Annotated in this window: 21 protein-coding genes; 11 read left to right on the top strand and 10 right to left on the bottom strand. The window is 39.3% G+C overall.

The features are described 5' to 3' along the window. Positions 1 to 126: 126 nt before the first annotated feature. Both trhA and ACFQZJ_RS14330 read left to right on the top strand, forming a co-directional pair. Positions 127 to 759 carry a PAQR family membrane homeostasis protein TrhA gene (gene trhA, locus ACFQZJ_RS14335; RefSeq protein ID WP_379935503.1) on the top strand — a complete coding sequence of 211 codons (633 nt, stop codon included), beginning with the start codon at positions 127 to 129 and terminating at the stop codon, positions 757 to 759. Positions 760 to 845: 86 nt separating this feature from the next. After that, entirely contained in the window at positions 846 to 3035 is a 2190-nt protein-coding gene (locus ACFQZJ_RS14330; protein WP_379935502.1) for a DUF7133 domain-containing protein, read from the top strand. Between the two features lie 260 nt (positions 3036 to 3295). On the opposite strand, the gene ACFQZJ_RS14325 is transcribed toward ACFQZJ_RS14330, so the two are convergent. Continuing rightward, a complete protein-coding gene (locus ACFQZJ_RS14325; protein WP_379935501.1) occupies positions 3296 to 4213 on the bottom strand; it encodes a ThuA domain-containing protein in 918 nt (305 codons plus the stop codon). 117 nt (positions 4214 to 4330) lie between these two features. Between ACFQZJ_RS14325 and ACFQZJ_RS14320 the strand changes: the two genes are divergently transcribed. The 5 genes from ACFQZJ_RS14320 (at position 4331) to uxuA (ending at position 10447) form a co-directional block, all read left to right on the top strand. After that, positions 4331 to 5566: a DUF6807 domain-containing protein gene (locus tag ACFQZJ_RS14320; protein ID WP_379935499.1), complete on the top strand. Its 1236-nt coding sequence runs from the start codon at positions 4331 to 4333 to the stop codon at positions 5564 to 5566. Between the two features lie 24 nt (positions 5567 to 5590). Next, positions 5591 to 6970 (top strand): Gfo/Idh/MocA family protein, encoded by a 1380-nt coding sequence (locus ACFQZJ_RS14315; RefSeq protein WP_379935498.1) that lies wholly within the window; start codon positions 5591 to 5593, stop codon positions 6968 to 6970. Between the two features lie 65 nt (positions 6971 to 7035). Continuing rightward, positions 7036 to 8436, top strand: coding sequence for a putative oxidoreductase C-terminal domain-containing protein (locus ACFQZJ_RS14310; RefSeq protein WP_379935496.1), 1401 nt, complete (start codon positions 7036 to 7038; stop codon positions 8434 to 8436). Next, positions 8429 to 9247 carry an SDR family oxidoreductase gene (locus ACFQZJ_RS14305; protein ID WP_379935494.1) on the top strand — a complete coding sequence of 273 codons (819 nt, stop codon included), beginning with the start codon at positions 8429 to 8431 and terminating at the stop codon, positions 9245 to 9247. The genes ACFQZJ_RS14310 and ACFQZJ_RS14305 overlap by 8 nt, the downstream gene beginning before the upstream one ends. 3 nt (positions 9248 to 9250) lie before the next feature. Next, complete coding sequence (gene uxuA / locus ACFQZJ_RS14300; protein ID WP_379935492.1) at positions 9251 to 10447, top strand: mannonate dehydratase; 1197 nt, start codon at positions 9251 to 9253, stop codon at positions 10445 to 10447. A 204-nt stretch (positions 10448 to 10651) separates the two neighbouring features. Here uxuA and ACFQZJ_RS14295 read toward each other — a convergent pair whose 3' ends face one another. After that, positions 10652 to 11074 (bottom strand): DUF4268 domain-containing protein, encoded by a 423-nt coding sequence (locus ACFQZJ_RS14295; protein ID WP_379935490.1) that lies wholly within the window; start codon positions 11072 to 11074, stop codon positions 10652 to 10654. Next, positions 11075 to 11746, bottom strand: coding sequence for a ZIP family metal transporter (locus ACFQZJ_RS14290; RefSeq protein WP_379935488.1), 672 nt, complete (start codon positions 11744 to 11746; stop codon positions 11075 to 11077). It abuts the gene before it with no gap. Positions 11747 to 11839: 93 nt separating this feature from the next. On the opposite strand from ACFQZJ_RS14290, the gene ACFQZJ_RS14285 reads away from it, so the two are divergent. Together ACFQZJ_RS14285 and ACFQZJ_RS14280 are read left to right on the top strand one after the other, a co-directional pair. Next, complete coding sequence (locus ACFQZJ_RS14285) at positions 11840 to 13033, top strand: THUMP domain-containing class I SAM-dependent RNA methyltransferase (RefSeq protein ID WP_379935487.1); 1194 nt, start codon at positions 11840 to 11842, stop codon at positions 13031 to 13033. Next, a complete protein-coding gene (locus tag ACFQZJ_RS14280) occupies positions 13030 to 13260 on the top strand; it encodes a hypothetical protein (RefSeq protein ID WP_379935486.1) in 231 nt (76 codons plus the stop codon). The genes ACFQZJ_RS14285 and ACFQZJ_RS14280 overlap by 4 nt, the downstream gene beginning before the upstream one ends. A gap of 3 nt (positions 13261 to 13263) precedes the next feature. On the opposite strand, the gene ACFQZJ_RS14275 is transcribed toward ACFQZJ_RS14280, so the two are convergent. From ACFQZJ_RS14275 to ACFQZJ_RS14260, 4 genes are all read right to left on the bottom strand, one after another. Next, the gene (locus tag ACFQZJ_RS14275) at positions 13264 to 14019 is read right to left on the bottom strand and encodes a DUF6048 family protein (protein ID WP_379935484.1); all 756 of its coding nucleotides are present in this window, start codon (positions 14017 to 14019) and stop codon (positions 13264 to 13266) included. Then, entirely contained in the window at positions 14000 to 14506 is a 507-nt protein-coding gene (locus ACFQZJ_RS14270) for a DUF6452 family protein (RefSeq protein ID WP_379935483.1), read from the bottom strand. Before ACFQZJ_RS14270 ends, ACFQZJ_RS14275 begins: the two co-directional genes overlap by 20 nt. Before the next feature lie 84 nt (positions 14507 to 14590). Then, positions 14591 to 16018, bottom strand: coding sequence for a 23S rRNA (uracil(1939)-C(5))-methyltransferase RlmD (rlmD, locus tag ACFQZJ_RS14265; RefSeq protein WP_379935481.1), 1428 nt, complete (start codon positions 16016 to 16018; stop codon positions 14591 to 14593). 155 nt (positions 16019 to 16173) lie between these two features. Next, the gene (locus tag ACFQZJ_RS14260; RefSeq protein WP_379935479.1) at positions 16174 to 17343 is read right to left on the bottom strand and encodes a mechanosensitive ion channel; all 1170 of its coding nucleotides are present in this window, start codon (positions 17341 to 17343) and stop codon (positions 16174 to 16176) included. Between the two features lie 557 nt (positions 17344 to 17900). On the opposite strand from ACFQZJ_RS14260, the gene rocD reads away from it, so the two are divergent. Then, positions 17901 to 19181 (top strand): ornithine--oxo-acid transaminase, encoded by a 1281-nt coding sequence (rocD, locus tag ACFQZJ_RS14255; RefSeq protein WP_379935478.1) that lies wholly within the window; start codon positions 17901 to 17903, stop codon positions 19179 to 19181. A 75-nt stretch (positions 19182 to 19256) separates the two neighbouring features. On the opposite strand, the gene ACFQZJ_RS14250 is transcribed toward rocD, so the two are convergent. The 3 genes from ACFQZJ_RS14250 to ACFQZJ_RS14240 are packed head-to-tail and all read right to left on the bottom strand — an operon-like array spanning position 19257 to position 20236. Continuing rightward, a complete protein-coding gene (locus ACFQZJ_RS14250; RefSeq protein ID WP_379935476.1) occupies positions 19257 to 19568 on the bottom strand; it encodes a CCC motif membrane protein in 312 nt (103 codons plus the stop codon). 7 nt (positions 19569 to 19575) lie between these two features. Continuing rightward, positions 19576 to 19914 carry a CCC motif membrane protein gene (locus ACFQZJ_RS14245; protein ID WP_379935475.1) on the bottom strand — a complete coding sequence of 113 codons (339 nt, stop codon included), beginning with the start codon at positions 19912 to 19914 and terminating at the stop codon, positions 19576 to 19578. A gap of 16 nt (positions 19915 to 19930) precedes the next feature. Then, positions 19931 to 20236, bottom strand: a complete 306-nt coding sequence (locus tag ACFQZJ_RS14240) for a DUF2752 domain-containing protein (protein ID WP_379935474.1) — start codon at positions 20234 to 20236, stop codon at positions 19931 to 19933. 59 nt (positions 20237 to 20295) lie between these two features. Between ACFQZJ_RS14240 and ACFQZJ_RS14235 the strand changes: the two genes are divergently transcribed. Continuing rightward, positions 20296 to 20838: a Smr/MutS family protein gene (locus ACFQZJ_RS14235; protein ID WP_379935473.1), complete on the top strand. Its 543-nt coding sequence runs from the start codon at positions 20296 to 20298 to the stop codon at positions 20836 to 20838. Positions 20839 to 20843 lie beyond the last annotated feature (5 nt).

The raw sequence follows: 20843 nt of genomic DNA, 5'->3' as shown, positions 1-20843 counted from the left end.
TTTGAGAGCCCCCTTACAGCAATGTAAGGGGGCTTTTTTTATGGTGCAAAATCAAGGATCGAAATAAGGATATTAGGTATATTTAACACCGTCAGAGTTAAAGAAAGTGTATAGGTTAAATATTCAATGATACAACGGTCAAAACTTCCTAAAGAAGAACAATACAATGCGATTTCACATGGTATTGGTGCCTTGCTGTCGGTATTTGGCTTGTTTGTACTGTTAATAGTGGATACAAACAAGAGTAACTTTTCAGTATTGGGTATTCTACTCTATGGCAGTGCAATGATTGGTTTGTTTACTGCCTCTACACTATATCATGCGGTTCCTCGGAGTCCATTGAAGGAAAGGTTACGCATTTTGGATCATATCAGTATTTATTTTTTAATTGCTGGAACCTATAGTCCGGTAACCTTAATTTTACTGCATCAGGCCTCTGGATGGATTTTATTTTATGTAGTCTGGGGTATTGCCGGTATAGGAGCTATTCTAAAGCTATTTTTTACTGGAAGATTTGAGTTTATTTCGTTAATTCTTTATGCATTGATGGGATGGCTTATAATGTTTGACCTAGACAGCCTTAGGTTGGTGACAACCGACAACGGTATACAGCTCTTATTTGTAGGGGGTGTATTTTACACGGTCGGAATTATTTTCTATGCGGTAAGGAAGATCCCGTACAATCATTTTATTTGGCATTTGTTTGTTTTGGCAGGTGCTCTTTGTCATTGGTTGTTTATTTTTATAGATGTTGTATAATCCTATATTTTGCTATGGTCGATTCTTCAAAATACTTTTCTGTAGTTTCAATTTTTAGGGTTTTTCTATTCGTGTCTTTTGGCTTAATGAATTTGGCTTGTTCATTATCCTATCAAGAAACCGAAGTGTCATTGGATGATTATAAATTAGAGTCTGGTTTTCAATTAGATTTGATTGCCGCGGAGCCATTATTGGTAGCGCCGGTCACTATGTCCTTCGATGATACCGGAAGAATTTGGGTAGTGGAGATGCCTAGTTATATGTCGAATCTTGAGGGAAAGGGTGAAGAAAAATTAACGGGTAAAATTAAAATTTTACAAGATTTGGATGATGACGGTAGTATGGACCATGCTAAGGTTTTCTTGGATAGTTTGTATCTGCCACGCGCTTTAGCACACGTATATGGTGGTTTGCTATATGCAGAGCCACCTTATTTATATTTTGTCGATATAGAAAACGATTCACCGACAAATAGAGTAATTGTAGATTCGTTGTACGCAGCGGAAGGAAATCCAGAGCATCAACCAAATGGTTTGATGATGAATGTAGATAACTGGATATATAATACAAAGTCGAATTTTAGATATCGTCGCATTGATGATGTTTGGAAGAAAGAACCTACGACCTTCAGAGGGCAGTGGGGTATTTCCAACGATAATTTTGGAAGATTATATTACAATGATAATTCTACACAACTTATAGGCGATTATGTATTGCCCAATAGGTTTATACGCAATGAAAACCTAATTCCAAAGTACGGTGTACATAAAAGATTAACGAACGATCAACGAGTATATCCCATGCAGCCAACCCTTGTTAATAGAGGGTATGTTGATGGAGTGTTGGATGCGGACAGTCTTCTGGTCAACGTAACTGCTTCATGTAGCCCATTAGTATATAGAGGAGCTACATTTCCTGTTAACTATAGCCAAAACGTATTTGTTTGTGTTCCGGAAGCGAACCTTATTAAAAGAAATATCTTAAGCTTCCATGGAGATAGTACCTCGGCTAAACAAGCGTGGGAGGGTAAAGAGTTCCTAGCGTCCTTAGATGAAGGTTTTAGGCCTGTAAGTTTAGCCAATGCCCCAGATGGAAGTATGTATATCGTGGACATGCATAGGGGTATAATTCAACACCGTGCCTATGCAAGTCCGTATTATAAAAAGAAAGCAATAGCATCGCACATAGATACGCTAATGAATTACGGAAGAATTTTAAGGGTTTCCGCTACCAATGCAAAAATACATCCTTTGAAAACTCAACTAAACCAGGAACAGCTGTTAAATTCCTTAAACCATCCCAACGGTTGGATTAGGGATAGGGCACAACAAAAGCTGATTCAGAACCCAGTTCCGGAGCATATTCCTTTACTGAAATCCATTGTAAAGGATGATAATAAACCATTGGCCCAATTGCATGCACTTTACGTTTTAGAGGGTACTGGTCAACTCAGTTTTGAATTCTTGGAAGCAGTAGCTACAAATTGTAATCCAGAAGTAGTTGTTCATGCCGTGGTTTTGTTGGAAAGATTCGTGTCGAAAGAACATTTGGAAAAAGCTTTACAGCTTTTCTTAAAACTTCAACGTAGAAATGATACGGTTATTAATCTTTATATAGCAAGTACTTTGGGGAGTTGGGCCAAAGTAGGGCAGCAACAACTATTTCCAATAATTGGTCAGTTCTTAGAATATAACAGCAGTAATTTCATTCTACAAGAAGCGCTATTAAGCGGTCTTTCTGGCCAAGAAGAAGCTTTGTTGGCTTATTTGGATGTAGATAGTATTCCTGAATATGATTTCTTTAAAGATGCGGTGTTGCGCAGTTTGGATAGTAGAAGGAGCGATAAAAAAAACCGAATCTATACAGGAGTATCTTTGACTGAGGATAATAGAACTAAAGGGGCAAAGCTATTTCGACAAATCTGCGCATCTTGCCACGGCATTAATGGTGACGGTATAGAAGGTTTGGCCCCGCCTTTAATTAACTCGGAATATATTTCAGAATCGGCAGAACGACTAGCCTTGATTTTATTACATGGATTAAATGGTCCCGTAACCGTAAATGGAGAGCGATACGAATTCAACCAAGCTATGCCTGGTTTAATAGGAGACGAAACCTTGACAGATAAGGATATTGCAGGTATTATTTCTTATGTTACCAATGCTTTCTCGGACAACCCGAAGGGAATATCAATTAAAAAAATAGAGGAGTTACGAAAGGTGAAATCAAAAAGTGGAGGAGAATTCACGGAACAGGAGCTGTTGGAGCTATATTAGATTTTAAACCTTAATTCTTTATGTAGTACAACGCTAATAACATACGCTCCATTTGTTTATCGTGTCGATTTTAGTTGGCTTACTGGGTTTTAAAAGTAAGATACTCTGTTGTATCACAAAACAAAAAACTGTAAAAAGGAAATAATCTATTGTGTCTGGGATAGGGATTAGCTAGGATTTAATCTTTGTTTTTTTCGATAGTTCGTAATAATAGCACGGTGTACTTTATCTCACCTTGGTAACCATCATAATTTTATTCATTATGGTTTGGCCATAGGTGAGTCATCACATTTTAAATCGCCCACAACATATTGTAATCCATCAAGAAAATACTGTAACAGCCCGGGTTCCTCAATGCTTTGGGCATTGTGTGAAGGTGAGCTATAAAATACCCTTCCTTTACCAAATCTTTTTATCCAAGAAACGTATACCACTTTTTCGTCGGTCTCTTTTTTTAATCCTTCCAACTTGTCTACTTCCATAAACAATAAAGGTCTGAAATGATATTCAAAATAAGCATTCTTAAAAAAATAAGGTTCATCGAAATGGGTTAGACCTTTCCCTTTGAATGCCTTCACCAAGGGATGTGTTTTATCAACTTCTTGCACGTGTATCGTTTGTTGTTTTGGATGATAGTCAAAACTACCGCCTGTCATTTGGCTAAAGGCCTTGGAATTATTCTGTACGGTGATACCTCCATGCAAAATCATGAGCCCACCACCTTCTTTTACATAGTTTAGCATATTAGTTTCATACTTGGGTGCTAATGCCTTAATTTCTGTGTTCGAGAGGGACGTGTTCTGTCGTAAGAGATCGGCAAAAAGATCTCGGTCCGGCCCGCTGGGGTTGCAATTATTAAAAACCACGGCGTGGTACTTTTTTAGGTTCTTTTTTTCAAATTGTTCAATATCATATTTTACATGTACTTCAAAGGCATTGGTTTTTTTACCTAATATTTTGAGCATTTCGGCATTGTGGGGAATAACCCAATGATCAAAACCTGTAGCCTTGGAAAAGACTAGAATATTCTTTTTTCCGACATCTTTGATGGTAGTTTGGGAGGGTGCCAACTGTTCTATTCTAGCAAGCCATTTTTGATCTGTTTCAAACCTATCATAGTTTTGTGCTTCAACTAGTTGGAAGAGAAGTAAAATGCAAATACTGATTATTTTTTTCATTTAAATAAGATCGATCGATTTGTAAACAGGAAAATCCACTTAAATCACAAGAAAAAAGTAGGATAACTAAATGATTCGTAAATTAAGAATTATTTTCATAGCTAAATGTTTTTTGTTTTGAACAAGTTGTTTGTACTAAAGTTATCTACGATTTCGCTGTTTCTCGTATTCATGTCATGCAATACAGGTTCCACTGTTAGAGACAAAGTCTTGGTAGTGTTGAAAGACAGTAGTATCGTGAGTGTGCCCGTTCAGTTTAAAATAAGTGATGTTTTTCTTAAAGGATTCAAACTTACCAATAATGAAAACACTGTAGCTTTTCAATTGGATAAAAGAACCGGAATCGTGAGATTTATGCATCAACCAAGTAATGGAACGGAGTATTTGGTGCATACCACCGAAGAAACGAGGAGCATATCATTAGGATTAAAAGCTTCAAAAAAGGACGGAAATCTTGTTTTAAGTAGTAAGGGGAACCCATTGATCAACTACCGCTACCAAATGACCTACCCGCCCAAAGGTGTAGATTCTGTATACGGAAAATCGGGCTTTATTCATCCTATTTTAACCCCAAAAGGTGATACCTTGACCAGAATCCAACCTCCGGACCATTACCATCATTACGGTCTGTGGGGACCTTGGACGCATACGCGTATCGATACCACACGTGTCGATTTTTGGAATTTGGGACAGGGTATGGGTACCGTACTTTTCAAGGAATTCAAGGAGGTGGAATCCGGTAGTGTATTCTCCTCGTTTACGGCTTTCCAAGAACATTTAGATTTAATAACATCGGATGCGCCGCAAGTTGCACTGAACGAGGATATAGAAGTAAGGCTTTGGGATTTGGACCGCCCCGATCGTTACATGTTCGATTATACTTCACGATTCAAATCGCCTTTGGAAAACGGAATGTTGTTCGAGGCCTATCGGTACGGAGGTGGAATAGGGCTGCGCTTTACCGAACGTTGGAAGGCGGATAACTCATCTGTTTTGACTTCTGAAGGAAACGATAGGTTAACCGCTGATGGCACCAATGCCCGTTGGTGTATCGTAAGTGGTCCGTCATCCAATGGTAAGGGTGTTAGCGGCATCTTGTTTATGAGTCATCCAAAAAATAGAATGCATCCGGAACCCATTCGCGTTTGGCCTATTGATGCAAACAATGGACGAGGGGATCAGTTTTTTCAATTTTGCCCCATTCGGAACGAAGCTTGGAAAATTGCGCCGAACAAAGAATATTCCTTAAATTACCGCATGGTGGTTTTTGACGGGATGTTGACCGCCGAAGAAGCCGAGGCGTATTGGCAAGCCTTTGCCGTTCCCCTTAAAGTTGAACTCGTTTCAAATTAAAAGAAACAATAAAAAATCTCCGATATGCAACGAAGAAAATTCATCAACAGAACAGCCTTAGGAACGGCAGCCCTTGTTGGGTTCCCAACAATAGTTCCTGCCCATGTCCTGGGTAAAAATGCACCAAGTAATAAAATTAATATCGGTCAAATTGGGTGCGGGCGTATCGCGCGTAGTCACGATATGTACGATACCATTCGTTTTAACGAGGCCAATATCATATCGGTTTGCGATGTAGATTCAAAACGGGCGGCAGACGCTAAAATCTTTGTAGATTCTTTTTATCAAGAAAATAAAGGTAAAAAAAAGTATGGCAGTACCAAGGTCTACGAGAATTATCGCGAGATGTTGATGGATAAGGATATTGATGCCGTCATGATCAGTACCCCAGATCATTGGCATGCGCAACCGGCCATGGAAGCGGCTATGGCGGGTAAGGATATTTATCTGCAAAAACCGACCTCGCTTACGGTAAGGGAGGGTCAGCAATTGCGAAAAGCGGTCCAAGATAACAAGGTGATTTTACAGGTAGGGACGCAACAAAGGGCCATGCCGCAGTTTAGGGTAGCTGCAGAGTTGGTCAGAAACGGCCGCATAGGCAAGGTACATACCGTTAAAATCGGCCTTCCTGGAGATCCAGCGGGTCCAATGGCGCCCGAAATGCCCATTCCCTCCAATTTGAATTTTGATATGTGGTTGGGTTCAACACCCGAATTAGCTTATACCGAGATCGGTGTGCATCCACAGAACGACTACAGCAGACCGGGCTGGTTGCGCCAACGCAATTATGGCGCGGGAATGATTACCGGATGGGGCCAGCACCATTACGATTCAGCAGCATGGGGAATGAACACGGAACTCACTGGGCCTATTTCGGTAGAGGCTTTGGCAGAATTTCCAAAATCGGGACTTTGGAACGTACATGGAGACTTTTTTGTAAAGCACGAATATGAAAACGATATAACCGTGTATACCAGTGGTGGTTATACCAACGGTATCAAATATATTGGGGAAGATGGCTGGATATTTGTTTCACGTGGTAGTTATCAGGCTTCTGCCTCGGACCCTGTGGATAAAGAAAAGAGTGCCCAGGCTTTAAATGCCTCCGATCCTAAACTATTAGAATCGGCAATTGGGGCAAATGAGATCCACTTGGAAAAAATCAATGATCAGCATGGTAACTGGTTGGATTGTATCAAGACGCGTAAGCAACCTATTTCACCCATAGAAAAGGGGCATAAAGCATGTGTTACATGTTTGATAAGTGATATTGCCATGCAGGTAGATAGAAAACTGGAATGGGACAACACTACCGAAATGTTCGTGGGCGACGATGAGGCAAATGCCATGCTTAGCAGGGAACAACGCAAACCTTATGGAACGGATTATGTCGCTGCGCCCTAGCCCTCAAAAGGGGGAATCCTATGAAGTAAAAAATGATCTTAGAATACCCAAACACCGATTGGTAAATGAAATATATCTGTAATTTTTTAATGATATCGCTCTGTCTGTCTTGCGGTGAAAAACAGGAGAAAAAACCAGATGCAATGGAAAAGACCAAGGAGACGGTAAAATTGATGACTTTGGACCCAGGACATTTTCATGCCGCCTTGGTACATAAGACCATGTATCCCCAGGTAGATTCCACCATTTATCTTTATGCGCCCAAGGGTTCCGAGGCACTCGACTTTCTAAATAAAATCGAGTCGTATAATTCACGGGTGGAATCCCCGACCCAATGGAATATTGAAAAGAATTTCTCGGATGATTTTCTGGGCGATATGATTACCGATAAACCTGGAAACGTCATGGTGGTTGCGGGTAAGAACTCTAAAAAGATTGATTATATTTTGGCGGCCGTTGAGGCCGGCTTAAACGTATATGCCGATAAACCTTTGGTCATCAATAGACAAGGGTTTGAAAAGTTGAAACTGGCATTCGAAATAGCCGAAAAGAACGGTGTACTGATTTATGATATCATGACCGAACGTTTTGAGTCTACCACGATGATGCAAAAATTGTTCGCTTCGTTACCATCTGTTTTTGGCGAGCTTGTAGATGGTACATTGGAAGAACCAGCGATCAGCAAGGAAAGCGTGCATCATTTCTTCAAATATGTCTCTGGTTCCCCTTTAGTGAGACCGGCCTGGTTTTTTGACGTGAACGAAGAGGGAGATGGGATTGTTGATGTTACGACACATTTGGTCGACATGGTACAATGGGGAGCTTTTCCCGGTCAAATAATCGACACTACCGATATACAAATGCTTAACGCAAAACGTTGGCCAACGGTACTTAGCTTGGAGGAATTTACCAAGGTTACCAAACATGTTTCTTTTCCGGATTATTTGCAAAAGGATGTGGTAGACGGAAAGCTGCACACGTTCTCCAATGGTGAGATGAGCTATAAGATAAAAGGCAAGCACGCTAGTGTTTCGGTAGCCTGGAACTACAAGGCACCAGAAGGTACGGGAGATACGCATTACAGTGTTATGCGAGGTACCAAATGCGATCTCCTTATCAAACAGGGTAACGAAGAGAATTTCAAACCTATACTTTATATAGAGTCGGATTTGGGTTCGGACTTTGAAAATGTCCTAAACTTGGTCGTTAAAAATGAGGTTGCCAATAACTTTCCAGGAACTACAGTAGATAAAATCTCCGATGGTAGGTGGCGGGTTACGATTCCAGATGAATTCAAGATAGGTCATGAGGCACATTTTACCCAAGTAACCGAGAATTATCTAACCTATTTGGTATCAGGTAAACTTCCAGTATGGGAAGTTCCCAATATGATTACCAAATATTATATAACCATAGCCGCTTATGAAATGGCGTTGGCAAACAAAAGTAATACGTTAAATGAATAGATTACTTTCTCTTAAAAACAGAACATATATTCTTTCTGGTGGCACGGGTGCCCTTGGAGGTTCCATAGCTGACTACTTGGTGAAAAATGGTGCCACCGTAGTTTTGTTGGGCAGAACTCTTGAAAAATTACAGGCCAAACAAACGGACTTAAACGCAATTGTAGAAAATAGTGCTCATTTTTACATCGTTGATGTGCTGAACGAGGAAGCCTTGTATGAGATAAAAGATACTATAGAAAAGCAGTTTAATAGTATAGATGGTTTGGTAAATTTAGCTGGTGGAAATCTTCCGGGCGCTACCTTAAAACCAAATGAAACCATACACGATATTTCTATGGACCACACACGTACAGTGGTAGATATTAATTTGTTCGGAACCGTACTGCCAACTGTAGTTTTTAGCGAATTAATGGTAAAACAAGGGTATGGTTCTATCATCAACATATCTTCAATGGCTGCAAAGCAAAGTATTTCTAGGGTACTGGGGTACTCTATGGCAAAAGCTGGTATTGATATTTTTACCAAGTGGATGGCCCAAGAACTAGCCTCAAAACATGGCGATAAAATTAGGGTAAATGCCGTAGCCCCAGGTTTTTTTATCGGGAACCAAAACCGCAGATTATTGACAAATGAAGATGGTTCTCTTACGGACAGGGGAAATAGTATAATTAAAAATACACCTATGGGCCGGTTTGGAGACACAACAGAACTAAATGGAACCGTACATTATCTATTAAGCGACGCCAGTAGTTTTGTTACCGGAAGCATATTTGATGTTGATGGTGGATTCAATTCATTTTCAGGGGTATAGACCATGGAATTTCTTAAGAAAACTTTTCGCTGGTTCGGTCCGTCTTTTGGTGTGCACCTAAATGAAATCAAACAAATTGGTGCAACGGGTATCGTTGCTGCTTGCCAGGAAGTTCCCTTAGGTAAAGTTTGGCCAACAGAAACAATTGCATCGCTAAAATCAGAAATTGAATCTTACGGACTGGAATGGTCGGTCGTTGAGAGCGTGAACATTCACACCGCTATAAAGTATGGGCTGCCCGAAAGGGATGAGTATATCGACAATTATATCCAGACCTTAAAAAATCTGGCCCAAAACGGGGTGTACACGGTTTGCTATAATTTTATGCAATTGATAGATTGGACCCGAACCGATTTAGATTGTAAACTTTCTAATGGAGCTTCTGCGCTTCGCTACAGTCCGGTTGCGGCCGCAGCATTCGACCTTTTTATTTTGAAACGTAAAAGCGCAAGGGCTTCCTATACGGATAAAGTGCACCAAGATGCTAGCCGTTTTTTTGATGCGTTATCGGATACGGAAAGGAAAAAACTAGAAACGTCTATTTTGGCGGGAATGCCAGGGTCTACGGAGTTGATTGCTTTGGAGGAATTTAGAAGAAATCATGCGACGGTTTTGGGAATCGGCAAAGCCCTGTTGCAGGAAAACCTGGCCTATTTTTTAAAAGCTGTCATTCCCGTAGCGGAAAAAATAGGGATTCGGATGGCCATCCATCCAGATGACCCTCCATTCTCGGTTTTTGGTGTGCCAAGGATCGTTTCCAAATATGAGGAACTTAAGTTTTTGTTGGACTGTTGCCCATCACCTAGTAACGGACTTACGTTTTGCTCGGGATCGTTGGGCGCATCGGCGGATAATGATTTGCTAAAGATCGTTAACGATTTTGGGGATAAAATCCACTTTATCCATTTGAGAAATGTAGTAAGGGAGGCAGATGGCAGTTTCTACGAAGCGGATCATTTAAAAGGCTCCGTACCCATGGATAAAGTGATGACCGCACTTGTAAACGAACAGCGTAAAAGGCATCACAGCGGTACTGCAGTTGTTGCTATACCCATGCGGCCAGATCATGGCCACGTATTGCTGGATGATAAAAAACGAAAAGATAAGTTTTACTCAGGATATTCTTTGATCGGCAGGGCAATAGGGCTTGCACAATTAACAGGATTAGAAATGGGCATTAGGGCATCTATGGATCTGTAATTAGGATTAAGTTTGTTTGCTTGTAAATGGAATGGTGAACCTTTTTTTACTCCCTATATACATTTTCGCCATTTTAGTCATTGGGTTAATGATCAATAGGTTATGCTGTAATTCGAGGTAAATAACTGAATAAAATATGAATATAATAACCAGTTGCAATTACAATGCTTCATTAAAACCTATGGGTTTTCACTCTACAGTGCTTTATTTTAAGATATCCTCATATTCCATAAAAAAGCTTTCTAATTTAGACATTGTTTCATTAAAGAAAATCATGGTTTCCTGCCAGGTATTTTTATTGTGTATAGAAACATCTAGTTTTACAAGGTAAACTCGTGATATTTCTTTACCATTTCCCAAGAAATATTCATCCTTAAAAATAGCTTCGGGTACATACTCGTTCAATAGCATTGATTTCAATGAAATTATTTTTTCCCAATTTTCTATACGTTGTTCCAAATCGCCTTCTACATCTAAAGAGACTATCGCCTTCTTTAAATCAAAATGGAATTTTAAGTTGATCCCCTTAATGCCGGTCTTGTACAAGAGCCATTTTCTAGGATATGATTTTCCAAAGGCAATCCAGAATTCCTCACGTAATTTTCTTGATTCCTCTTTGCTGAACATTTACAAAAAATAAGCAATTACGATTCCTAAAATAATGACCACTAATTTTCTGAGGTTAAATTTATGTCCTTCCGAACTTTCAAAAAGAATAACCGTAGAAATATGAAGAAAGACGCCAATGACCAGTGCGTTCAATGGCATACTATATTCCGAAATAGTTTGTACGTGCGCAGCTAGGAAGGTACCCAAAGGTGTCATCAGTGAAAAGAGGAGAATAAAGAGCGCCGCATATACAGGTTTTAGCTTGGAACCCAATAAAAAGATACTCAGAATTATTGCTATAGGTATTTTGTGAACAAGAATCCCGTATACAATGGTATGGTTGCTGTGTATGGGAAGGCCTTCCAATAGCGAATGAAGAGAAAGACTTATGAATAGTAGCCACGGGAATTTCGTATTATCATCCGATAGGTGCACATGGCCATGCTCCGCACCTTTTGAGAAAAATTCTAGAAATATCTGCAATAAAATTCCGCCCATGATATATACGCCCATAGTTTTACCGGAAGATTCTTGGTAAACCTGTGGTAGTAATTCAAAAATGGTAAGTGCCAACAAAAAGGCCCCGCTAAAGGCAAGGAGCAACTTAAAATGTTCCTTTTTTTTAGGTTTGGTGATGTAGACAAATGCAAAACTTAAAAGTACCCCAAGAATAGGGAGGATGTAGTTCATGTATGTGTTGGTTAGTCTTTTTGAACCGAAGTGGTCATCTAACGACTTCTGCATCAAAATTAGCGTATTTTTGCCGTAAGTTAAAAAGAGGGTATGGGGAATAATTTTAAAATGATAGCCAAAACACTTTTTGGTTTTGAAGAAATACTTGCCAAAGAACTGCGAAACTTAGGTGCAAGTAATGTAATTACCGGAACTAGGAACGTTGCTTTTGAAGGCGACACCGGTTTTATGTACAAAGCTAACTTGTGTGTGAGAACCGCAATTAAGATTATTAAACCTATAAATTCGTTTCAGGTAAGGGACGAAAAAGACCTGTATCGAAAAATCTATGGTATGGATTGGTCCGAGTATTTGTCTGTCGAGGAGACTTTTGCCATCGATTCTACGGTAAACTCGGAACAGTTTACACACTCATTGTACGTATCCCAAAAGACAAAGGATGCCATAGTTGATAAGTTTAGGGATACCGATGGTAAACGGCCCAATGTAGATGTAAAAGATCCGGATTTACGAATTAACATGCATATACATAACAATACATGTAATGTTTCCCTGGATAGCTCCGGCAGTTCGTTGCACCATCGTGGTTATAGGATTTCTACAAACATTGCGCCTATCAACGAGGTACTGGCATCTGGCCTGTTATTGTTAAGCGGTTGGGATGGTCAGTGCGATTTTTTAGATCCTATGTGCGGGAGTGGTACCATGCTTACCGAGGCCGCTATGATTGCCTGTAATATACCGGCAAACATCAATAGAAAGAGTTTTGCATTTGAAAAATGGCCAGATTTTGATGCCGAACTGTATGAGAAAATAGTGGACTCCAGTTTAAAGAAAACTAGGGAATTTCATCACACGATTATAGGCTTTGATAAGGCTCCCTCAGCTATAAGAAAGGCACAGGAGAATATTGAAAATGCCAACTTGGAGGACTATATATCGGTGAAACGCCAAAATTTCTTCAAGACTGAAAAACAGAATGAAGGTACCTTGCATATATGTTTTAATCCACCGTACGGAGAACGTTTGGATAGGTCCGATGTTGATTCCGACTTTGATGTTGAAGAATTTTATTCCGATATCGGGGATACGCTGAAACAGTCATACCCAGGAACCAATGCATGGTTTATAACTTCTAACTTACAAGCCCTAAAATTTGTTGGCCTTAGACCTTCTAGAAAAATCAAGGTCTATAACAGCCATTTGGAATCGAGGCTGGTACAATATGTAATGTATGAGGGTAGTAAAAAAGCAAAATATAACAATAAAGGGTCGGAATCATGAAGTTACAGCACAAAGCGCTGCTTTTTAATTTTTTAGGTTTTGCAGTCTTGTTCTTGATTGCAAGATACGTGATAGGTGAGCTGGTAGATTGGTCTCGACTGTACTTGGCTATCGGTGCCGCTATATTTGCTACGCTATTAGCGCCAAAATTTGCGGTGGTGCGTGAAGGTGGTACCGAGAAATTAATGGTGAAATGGATTTTTATGAAGTCTCCCAAAGAAGTATAGTTCTTAGTCCACTACTTCTTCCGAAGCTATTTTTTTTACCTTATTTTTCTTCTTGTACAAGGGCAGGAAATAGGAGATTGAATAATTGTAGCCCACACCAAATTTACTGTCCCAGGTGACTTTGTTGAAACCGGGAACGTATAAAATTGGAAATCGGCCTTCGTTTGCATCGGTAATTAGAAAACCTAATCGAATGCTTGCACCTAAATAAATATTTGGCAATAGTTCTACTTTGGTGCCCAATATCGCCTCTATCCAAGACGCAGTGCGTCCCGAAAATTCTTCGGGTGTTTCGGATGCGGTAGCAAAGCCTTCCGGATTCCAATACCTGTTGTTATCAAATATTTGATAGTTGTTTATGGTGTTGCTAAAGGTGCTGAACCCCAAGCGTCCTCCATAAAAAATAAGATTTTGCTCTCCATACCAATTGGCGTAGGTATTCCTGTCCACTCCAACCTTTAGGTAACTCCCGGTGGTGTTGAACTCGTACAAGTCTTCTTGCTTAGTTTTGTTCTCGTTGCCCAGTTCGGCTGCTATGTAAAGGTCTTCCGTAATTCTGTAGTCCCCAACAAATTCCAGGCCTGTATAGTTGTCATCCAGTGAGGACATTATTATTCTACTAAGGTCTACCCCAACTCTTAGTCCGTAGGCTTGCTCATAAACAACGGTATCCTTTGGTTGCGTGTCTATGGGCTTCCCTTGTGCGGCCAAAGAGCAGATTCCCAGAAAAAAAGCTAGGTTAATGATATATTTTAACATGCGTAGAATCTGAGTTAATGATGTCCGATCGTATAATCTCGATTTCTTGTATCCAGTTATCGGTATCTGTTGTTAATGTTCCTTCAAGGGCTTGGTAGTTTACAATAAAGCCGCAGGCCCGTGATTTAAAGTCTTCCAGTCTTGCGTAATCGAATACTAGGGTGTCTATGTTTCCAGTTTCAAAGCCATCATCATTGTCCGCCGAATTTGATATCAGCAAAAAACTGGTGCTCTCCTCTACGGTTTTAAGCGGAATGTTTATTTTGTTTAGAGCGGTTCTATCCGCCACCGTGTTCACCGTAACTAGTTGTCCTTCCCCAACTACTCTTAAAGCTGCTACGTTTTTTGGAGTATTCCTATTGTTGACATCAAAGAACTCTACGACCATTAGCGGTGTTGTCCCTTCAACGCAAATGTCATCCTTTTCGCATGAAGCCACTGTAAATAGTAAGATGAGTAGTAAAATACTGTATCCGAAATTTTTCATGTACTTAAATTCTGCCTTACGAATTATGATATGATTTTTTTAAATGGAGGTCGTTGTACGGACATTCCTGTATTACGCTACTAACTAATCTTTGTCCAAGATTGTTTTCTTTCTTAAAAGTACAACATTTTCTACATGATGCGTTTGCGGGAACATATCTACAGGCTGCACTTGGGCTACATCATAAAGTGATTTCATCAATTCTAAATCTCGTGCTTGGGTAGCGCTGTTGCAACTGACATAAACTACTTTTTGCGGTGCAATATTCATTATTTGTTGCACTACATCTTTATGCATGCCATCTCTCGGAGGGTCTGTAATTATGATATCGGGCACACCATGTTCAAAAATAAATTTTTCGTTGAACACATTCTTCATATCGCCGACATAAAATTCCACATTGTCAATTTTATTGTTGGTAGCGTTAGCTTTTGCATCTAGTATGGCTTCGGGCACCGATTCTATCCCAATTACTTTTTTGGCTTTTTTAGCTACAAATTGAGCTATTGTACCTGTCCCGGTATACAGGTCATAGACTACTTCGTTCCCTGTTAAACCCGCAAAATCCCGTGTTATTTTATAGAGCTCATACGCTTGGTCGGAATTGGTCTGATAAAAGGATTTTGCATTTATTTTAAACTTAAGTCCCTCCATTTCTTCAAAAATATGGTCGCGACCTGTATAACAATGTATTTCTTGGTCATATATGGTATCGTTCTGCTTTGGATTGATAACATAAAGTAATGACGTAATTTCAGAAAAGGTATTTTTTAAATGTTCCAACAACAATACTCGTTTGTTCTCTTCATTTTCATAAAACTGTACTAGTACCATGATTTCTCCTAAAGAAGAGGTTCGTATCATTAGGGTTCTCAACATCCCATATTGGTTTCTGGGATTAAAGAAAGTAATGCCGTTTTTAACGGCAAAGGTCTTGGTCTCCAAACGAATGGCGTTTGAAGGGTCTGCCTGTAGATGACATTTGTTAATATCAAGAATTTTGTCCCACATACCTGGAATATGGAATCCGAGCGCATTTTTATCCGTTATTTCCGTATCCGATTGAATTTCTTCCAATGTCAGCCATCGACTGTCCGAAAATGAAAACTCCATTTTATTCCTGTAGAAGTACTGTTTTTCCGATCCCTTTATCGGTGTGATTTCCGGTAGGTCTAGATGACCTATGCGTTTAAGATTGTTCTCTACTTCTTTTTGTTTGTAGAACAACTGATGCTCGTAGCCCATGTCTTGCCATTTGCAACCGCCACAAACCCCAAAATGTTCACATTCCGGTGTTGCGCGCTTATCGGATAGCGAATGGAAAGTTGTAGCAACACCTTCAAAATAGGCCTTTCTCTTTTTAGTGGTCTGTACGTCTACGACATCTCCGGGAACCGTATTCGTAAGAAAAATAACCCTGCCATCCGGTGCTTTTCCGATGGTTTTTCCCTTTGCTCCGGCATCTACCACTTCTACATTTTCAAAAACCTGTCGTCTGTTTTTTTTTCGCATGCGACAAAAATAGTAATCGCACAAGATATGTAAACGGTTTTAAGAGAATAATTACTGTAGTTTGTTTAGGTATGGTTTGGTCATAGAATTCATTAGAGCAAAAAAAAGGAACGCTATAAAACGTTCCTTAAGCAGCTGAAATATCAACTAATTTGTTATTTGCCGTTGAATTTTTCTAAAATTTTGCCCATTTGTTTGCCTGCTGCTTCTCTTCCTCCTAAACCAAAGGATAAGGCAATAGTTAATGCAATAGTACCCAATGTGATACCAAATGCCATATCAATGATATCATCGGCCATTCCCATAGTCTTAAGACCTATGGCTAAGAAAATTGCTAATATTGCCGTACGAATGATGGATGCTACAAAAGTATTGGATTCATTCTTGCCAAAAGTATTCCTAGCTAGAACGCTTACCCAATTACCTATTAGAATTATTGCCAATCCAAATAAAATCTTGCCTGATATTGCCGTAACCGTATTTATGATTTCGGTTAGCTGTGCAAACTCTAATTTTTCCAATGCTGTTAATAAACCGAATATGAAAATAAAGAAATAAGCGATATTGGCAATTGATTTTGATAAATTGGCAGTTTTAGTAACGTCTCCTAAATGTAACTGGTTTGCAAGTTTGTCCAAATTCATTTTCTCCAGGATATCTTTCAATATTTGACTAATAAACCTTCCGCCCAGAGTGAATAGAACTAAAATAAAGGCGGCTAACAGTACTTTAGGAACTGCAGCAAAGAATTGTGTGAGTATCGCTGTTGCGGGTGCAGATATAGTATCCATATTAAGAATGTTCAATGCTGAAATCAGTAATGGGATAAATATAAAGATGAATACTACCTTTTTAAGGATTCCTACTAAATCAAAACCTTCGGAGATACCCAGCTTTGGGACAAAAGATTTTATGGTGTCTCCAGAAAGTCCAACAAGTTCGGATACCATGGTAGCAAGCATATAGCCAATGTAACCGATTAAGCCAGCCCCGATAATGTTTGGAATGTAAGCTAAGAAACCATTAAGTAAATTTTTAACAGGATCTAGAACACTTTGCATGCCTAATTTTTCCAAAACAAGCATAAAGACAAAAATCATTGCTAAAAAATAGACTAGCTTGCCCATAAAGGTGGAAATGGTTATTTTATCACTTTTCATGCGCTGGTCTACTCCTGTTTTTCTCACTAATTTTGTGATTATCCGTTTTAAAAATCCTGCAATAAACCAACCAATAATAAGGATTAGCAAAGCCCCAATTGTGCTTGGCAAAAACTCTCCTGCAGAATTACTAATGCTTTTTAGCATATTTTCAATTATTTCCATTTTCTTAAATATTTAGTTGTTAGTGTTATAATTGTGACACACTATTTTCTAAGTAGTCACTTATTTTGCTGTCCTCTAATCTTTTTTGGCTAATCATCACCCTTTTGAAACTACCGTTCTGTTAATGTCAATTGTAGTTCAAATACCTTTAAAGTACTAGATCGTTATTTGGATAATTTCAATGAGGATACTAGTTGTGATATAAATGGACCTTTTTAAAATTCTTGGGTCTATTCATAGCAACTATCTATAATTACCGTAAGATGATTCACATAGATTTGGTCATGGAAACAATGAGCATGGTTACAAAGCTTGTGGCTTACTGTTAAAAATAGGAAGTTAAACGAATAGTATTCTATGTATCAGCTCTGGCGTATCATCAGCAAAAAGGAACGCCGTAGCCAATTTGTTTTAGGGCATCGTATTTTTTAGTAATTTTGTAACACTACAAGGATGATTTCTCTCCTACGCTGAATTTTCTCCCGATAACCATTGGGATTCGAAAGGATAAAGGTATAGAAGGAATTGCTAAAGTTTTATTAAACGTAATTTTTATCATGTCAGTTTTAGAAAACATCACTTCTGAAGATGCTATTGCATTGGAAGAAAAACACGGAGCCCATAATTATCACCCTTTGCCCGTAGTATTGAGCAGGGGAGAAGGCGTGCACGTTTGGGACGTAGAGGGAAAAAAGTATTATGACTTTTTATCCGCTTATTCTGCAGTAAATCAAGGCCATTGCCATCCAAAAATAGTTGATGCAATGGTACAACAGGCAAAGACCCTTTCCTTAACATCACGGGCTTTTTATAACGATATGTTGGGTAAGTACGAGAAGTACGCTACCGAGACCTTTCATTTTGATAAGCTCTTGCCTATGAATACGGGTGCGGAAGCCGTTGAAACCGCGTTGAAGATATGTCGTAAATGGGCGTACGAGAAAAAAGGGATTCCAGAAAATCAGGCCCAGATCGTAGTTTGTGAAAATAATTTTCATGGGCGTACTACCACTATTATCTCTTTTTCCAATGATTCGGTAGCAAGAGAGAACTTTGGTCCGTTTACGGAGGGATTTATAAAAATAGAATATGATAACCTTGCTGCCTTGGAGCACGCGCTGGAGGGAAATAAGAATATTGCAGGTTTCTTGGTGGAGCCCATACAGGGCGAGGCAGGCGTTTACGTTCCTTCTGAAGGTTATTTGAGCACGGCAAAAGCCCTATGTGAAAAACACAATGTGCTTTTTATAGCCGATGAGGTGCAGACGGGAATAGCTAGAACCGGTCGTTTATTGGCAACCTGTGGAAACTGCTCTTGTTCGGACAAGCATTGCAGCGGTATGCCCGAAACAAAACCCGATATTTTGATATTGGGCAAAGCATTGTCCGGTGGTGCATATCCTGTATCGGCCGTTTTAGCGAACGATGACATCATGAACGTCATACGCCCCGGAAACCATGGGAGTACATTTGGTGGCAATCCTATCGCCTCGGCCGTAGGTATGGCAGCTTTGGAGGTTGTGAAAGAAGAGAAATTGGCGCGGAATGCATCTGAACTAGGAGAACTTTTTAGGGATGAACTCAATGACTTTATTCCGGGTTGTGACCTGGTTACCAGTGTTCGCGGCAAAGGACTTTTAAATGCTATTCTCATCAATGATACACAGGATAGTTCCACGGCATGGGATATTTGTATGGCGTTAAAGGCAAATGGACTTTTGGCAAAACCCACCCATGGCAATATCATTCGTTTTGCACCGCCTTTGGTTATGACCAAAGAAGAACTACTGGACTGTGTAGGAATAATTAAACGTACCTTGGCGGAGTTTAAGAGGTAAAAAGTTTAAAACCATAATAAAAAAAGTCCCGTTTCTTGAAATTGAAACGGGACTTTTTTGTTTCCAGAATGAAGGTTATTGAAATCCACCTTCCTGAATTGCGGAATAGAAAATGGCACCAATAACGCCAAAGTAAACAATACTTAGTATTAGTAATACTCCGGCAATACCAAGTCCAATGTAAGAGAGGATTTTACCGGTTTTGACATTTTCATAGCCACTATAACCAGCACTATCCATTTCATAGAGTCTTTCCGCTTTTTTTGCATTGCTTAAGCCAATAAAACTAAAAATAGCTCCAAAGGGCCCACAACAGAACAGCGTTAGGACTATGGATAAAATTCCAAAGGTTAGGGCATTGCTTGCGCCTGGTAAGGGTTGGTTCATTTGTGTGTTATTCTGATGGTACACCTAATTGCTCAAAAAGTTCTTTGTTTTGTTCCATATATCCTTCCCATCCTCCCATGGAGACAATAGAAAAAATACTCCACGCTAGACTTACAACACCTAATACCAAACCTATTATGGCTATAGTTTTTACCGTTTTTAAGGTACTGTAATTAGAATAGTCCTCGGGATTTTGTTGGTAAAGTTTGGCATCTTTATTAACTAAAAATAGTGCAATCCCAGATAATAAAATTCCACCTATTCCTACACTAACACAGCAACATAGGAATGACACAATACTGAGTATCATTGCAATCGTAACATTGGGTAATTTTTGTTGTTCCATAATTTTGGTTGTTTATTTAGATGAATTTTAAAATATAATTGGTGAGTATAAATCCAACGGTACTAATCATTAGTGCGTTGGTGATTTTATTTGCGTATCTAATAGAGACTAGTTTATCCATGATCAAAAAGCCAAAGAGCAACAGCATAGGGTAAATGGCAGGGTACATCTGAAAAGCAGCCCCAAAATCGCCTTTCAATAGAAAAACGATAGCCCTTTGCATACCGCATCCAGGACAATCGAAACCCCATAACTGTTTTGTGAAACAGGGTAACATAAAGCTTTCTATGCCTAAAAAAAAAGAGAGGATAATACGCTGCATTTTAATTTACGGTTCAGAAATGAAAATTACTACTATTTTTGAGTAATCAAAATAAAATTATGGCTGTTTTTAAGATTGGTGATAAAGTAGAGGCCATTGATGATGTTATTAGTGGTATTGTTTCGGATGTTAACGGTACTTCTGTTACCGTAGATACGGATGATGATTTTTCTATGGTTTTCGATGCCAAGGAACTGGTGGTTATTACGGGAAATATAACCGTAAGCAACTATGAAGTTGCCCAGGTAAAAAAGGAAAAGGAGCTTCCTAAGAAACGAAGGCCCGCTCCTCCAAAGCCCAAAGAGCGAAACCTTCCTAAAATGGAAGTCGACTTACACATCAATCAACTCGTAAAGAATTCAAAAGGCCTTGGGAATTACGAAATGCTGAACCTGCAATTGGATACTGCAAAAAGACAATTGGAATTTGCCATCTCTAAACGTATACAAAAAGTGGTCTTCATACATGGGGTAGGGGAAGGCGTGCTAAAAGAAGAGTTGCGGTACTTGTTCAATAAATATGAAAATGTAAAACATTATGACGCCGACTACCAAAAATATGGTTTAGGGGCAACGGAAGTTTATATCTATCAGAACGCGTAAACGTT

This window comes from Maribacter chungangensis (genome assembly GCF_042676845.1).
Classification (GTDB): Bacteria; Bacteroidota; Bacteroidia; order Flavobacteriales; family Flavobacteriaceae; genus Maribacter; species Maribacter chungangensis.
Note: the sequence above shows the minus strand (reverse complement) of the source record. Positions and strands in the feature narration are given on the sequence as shown.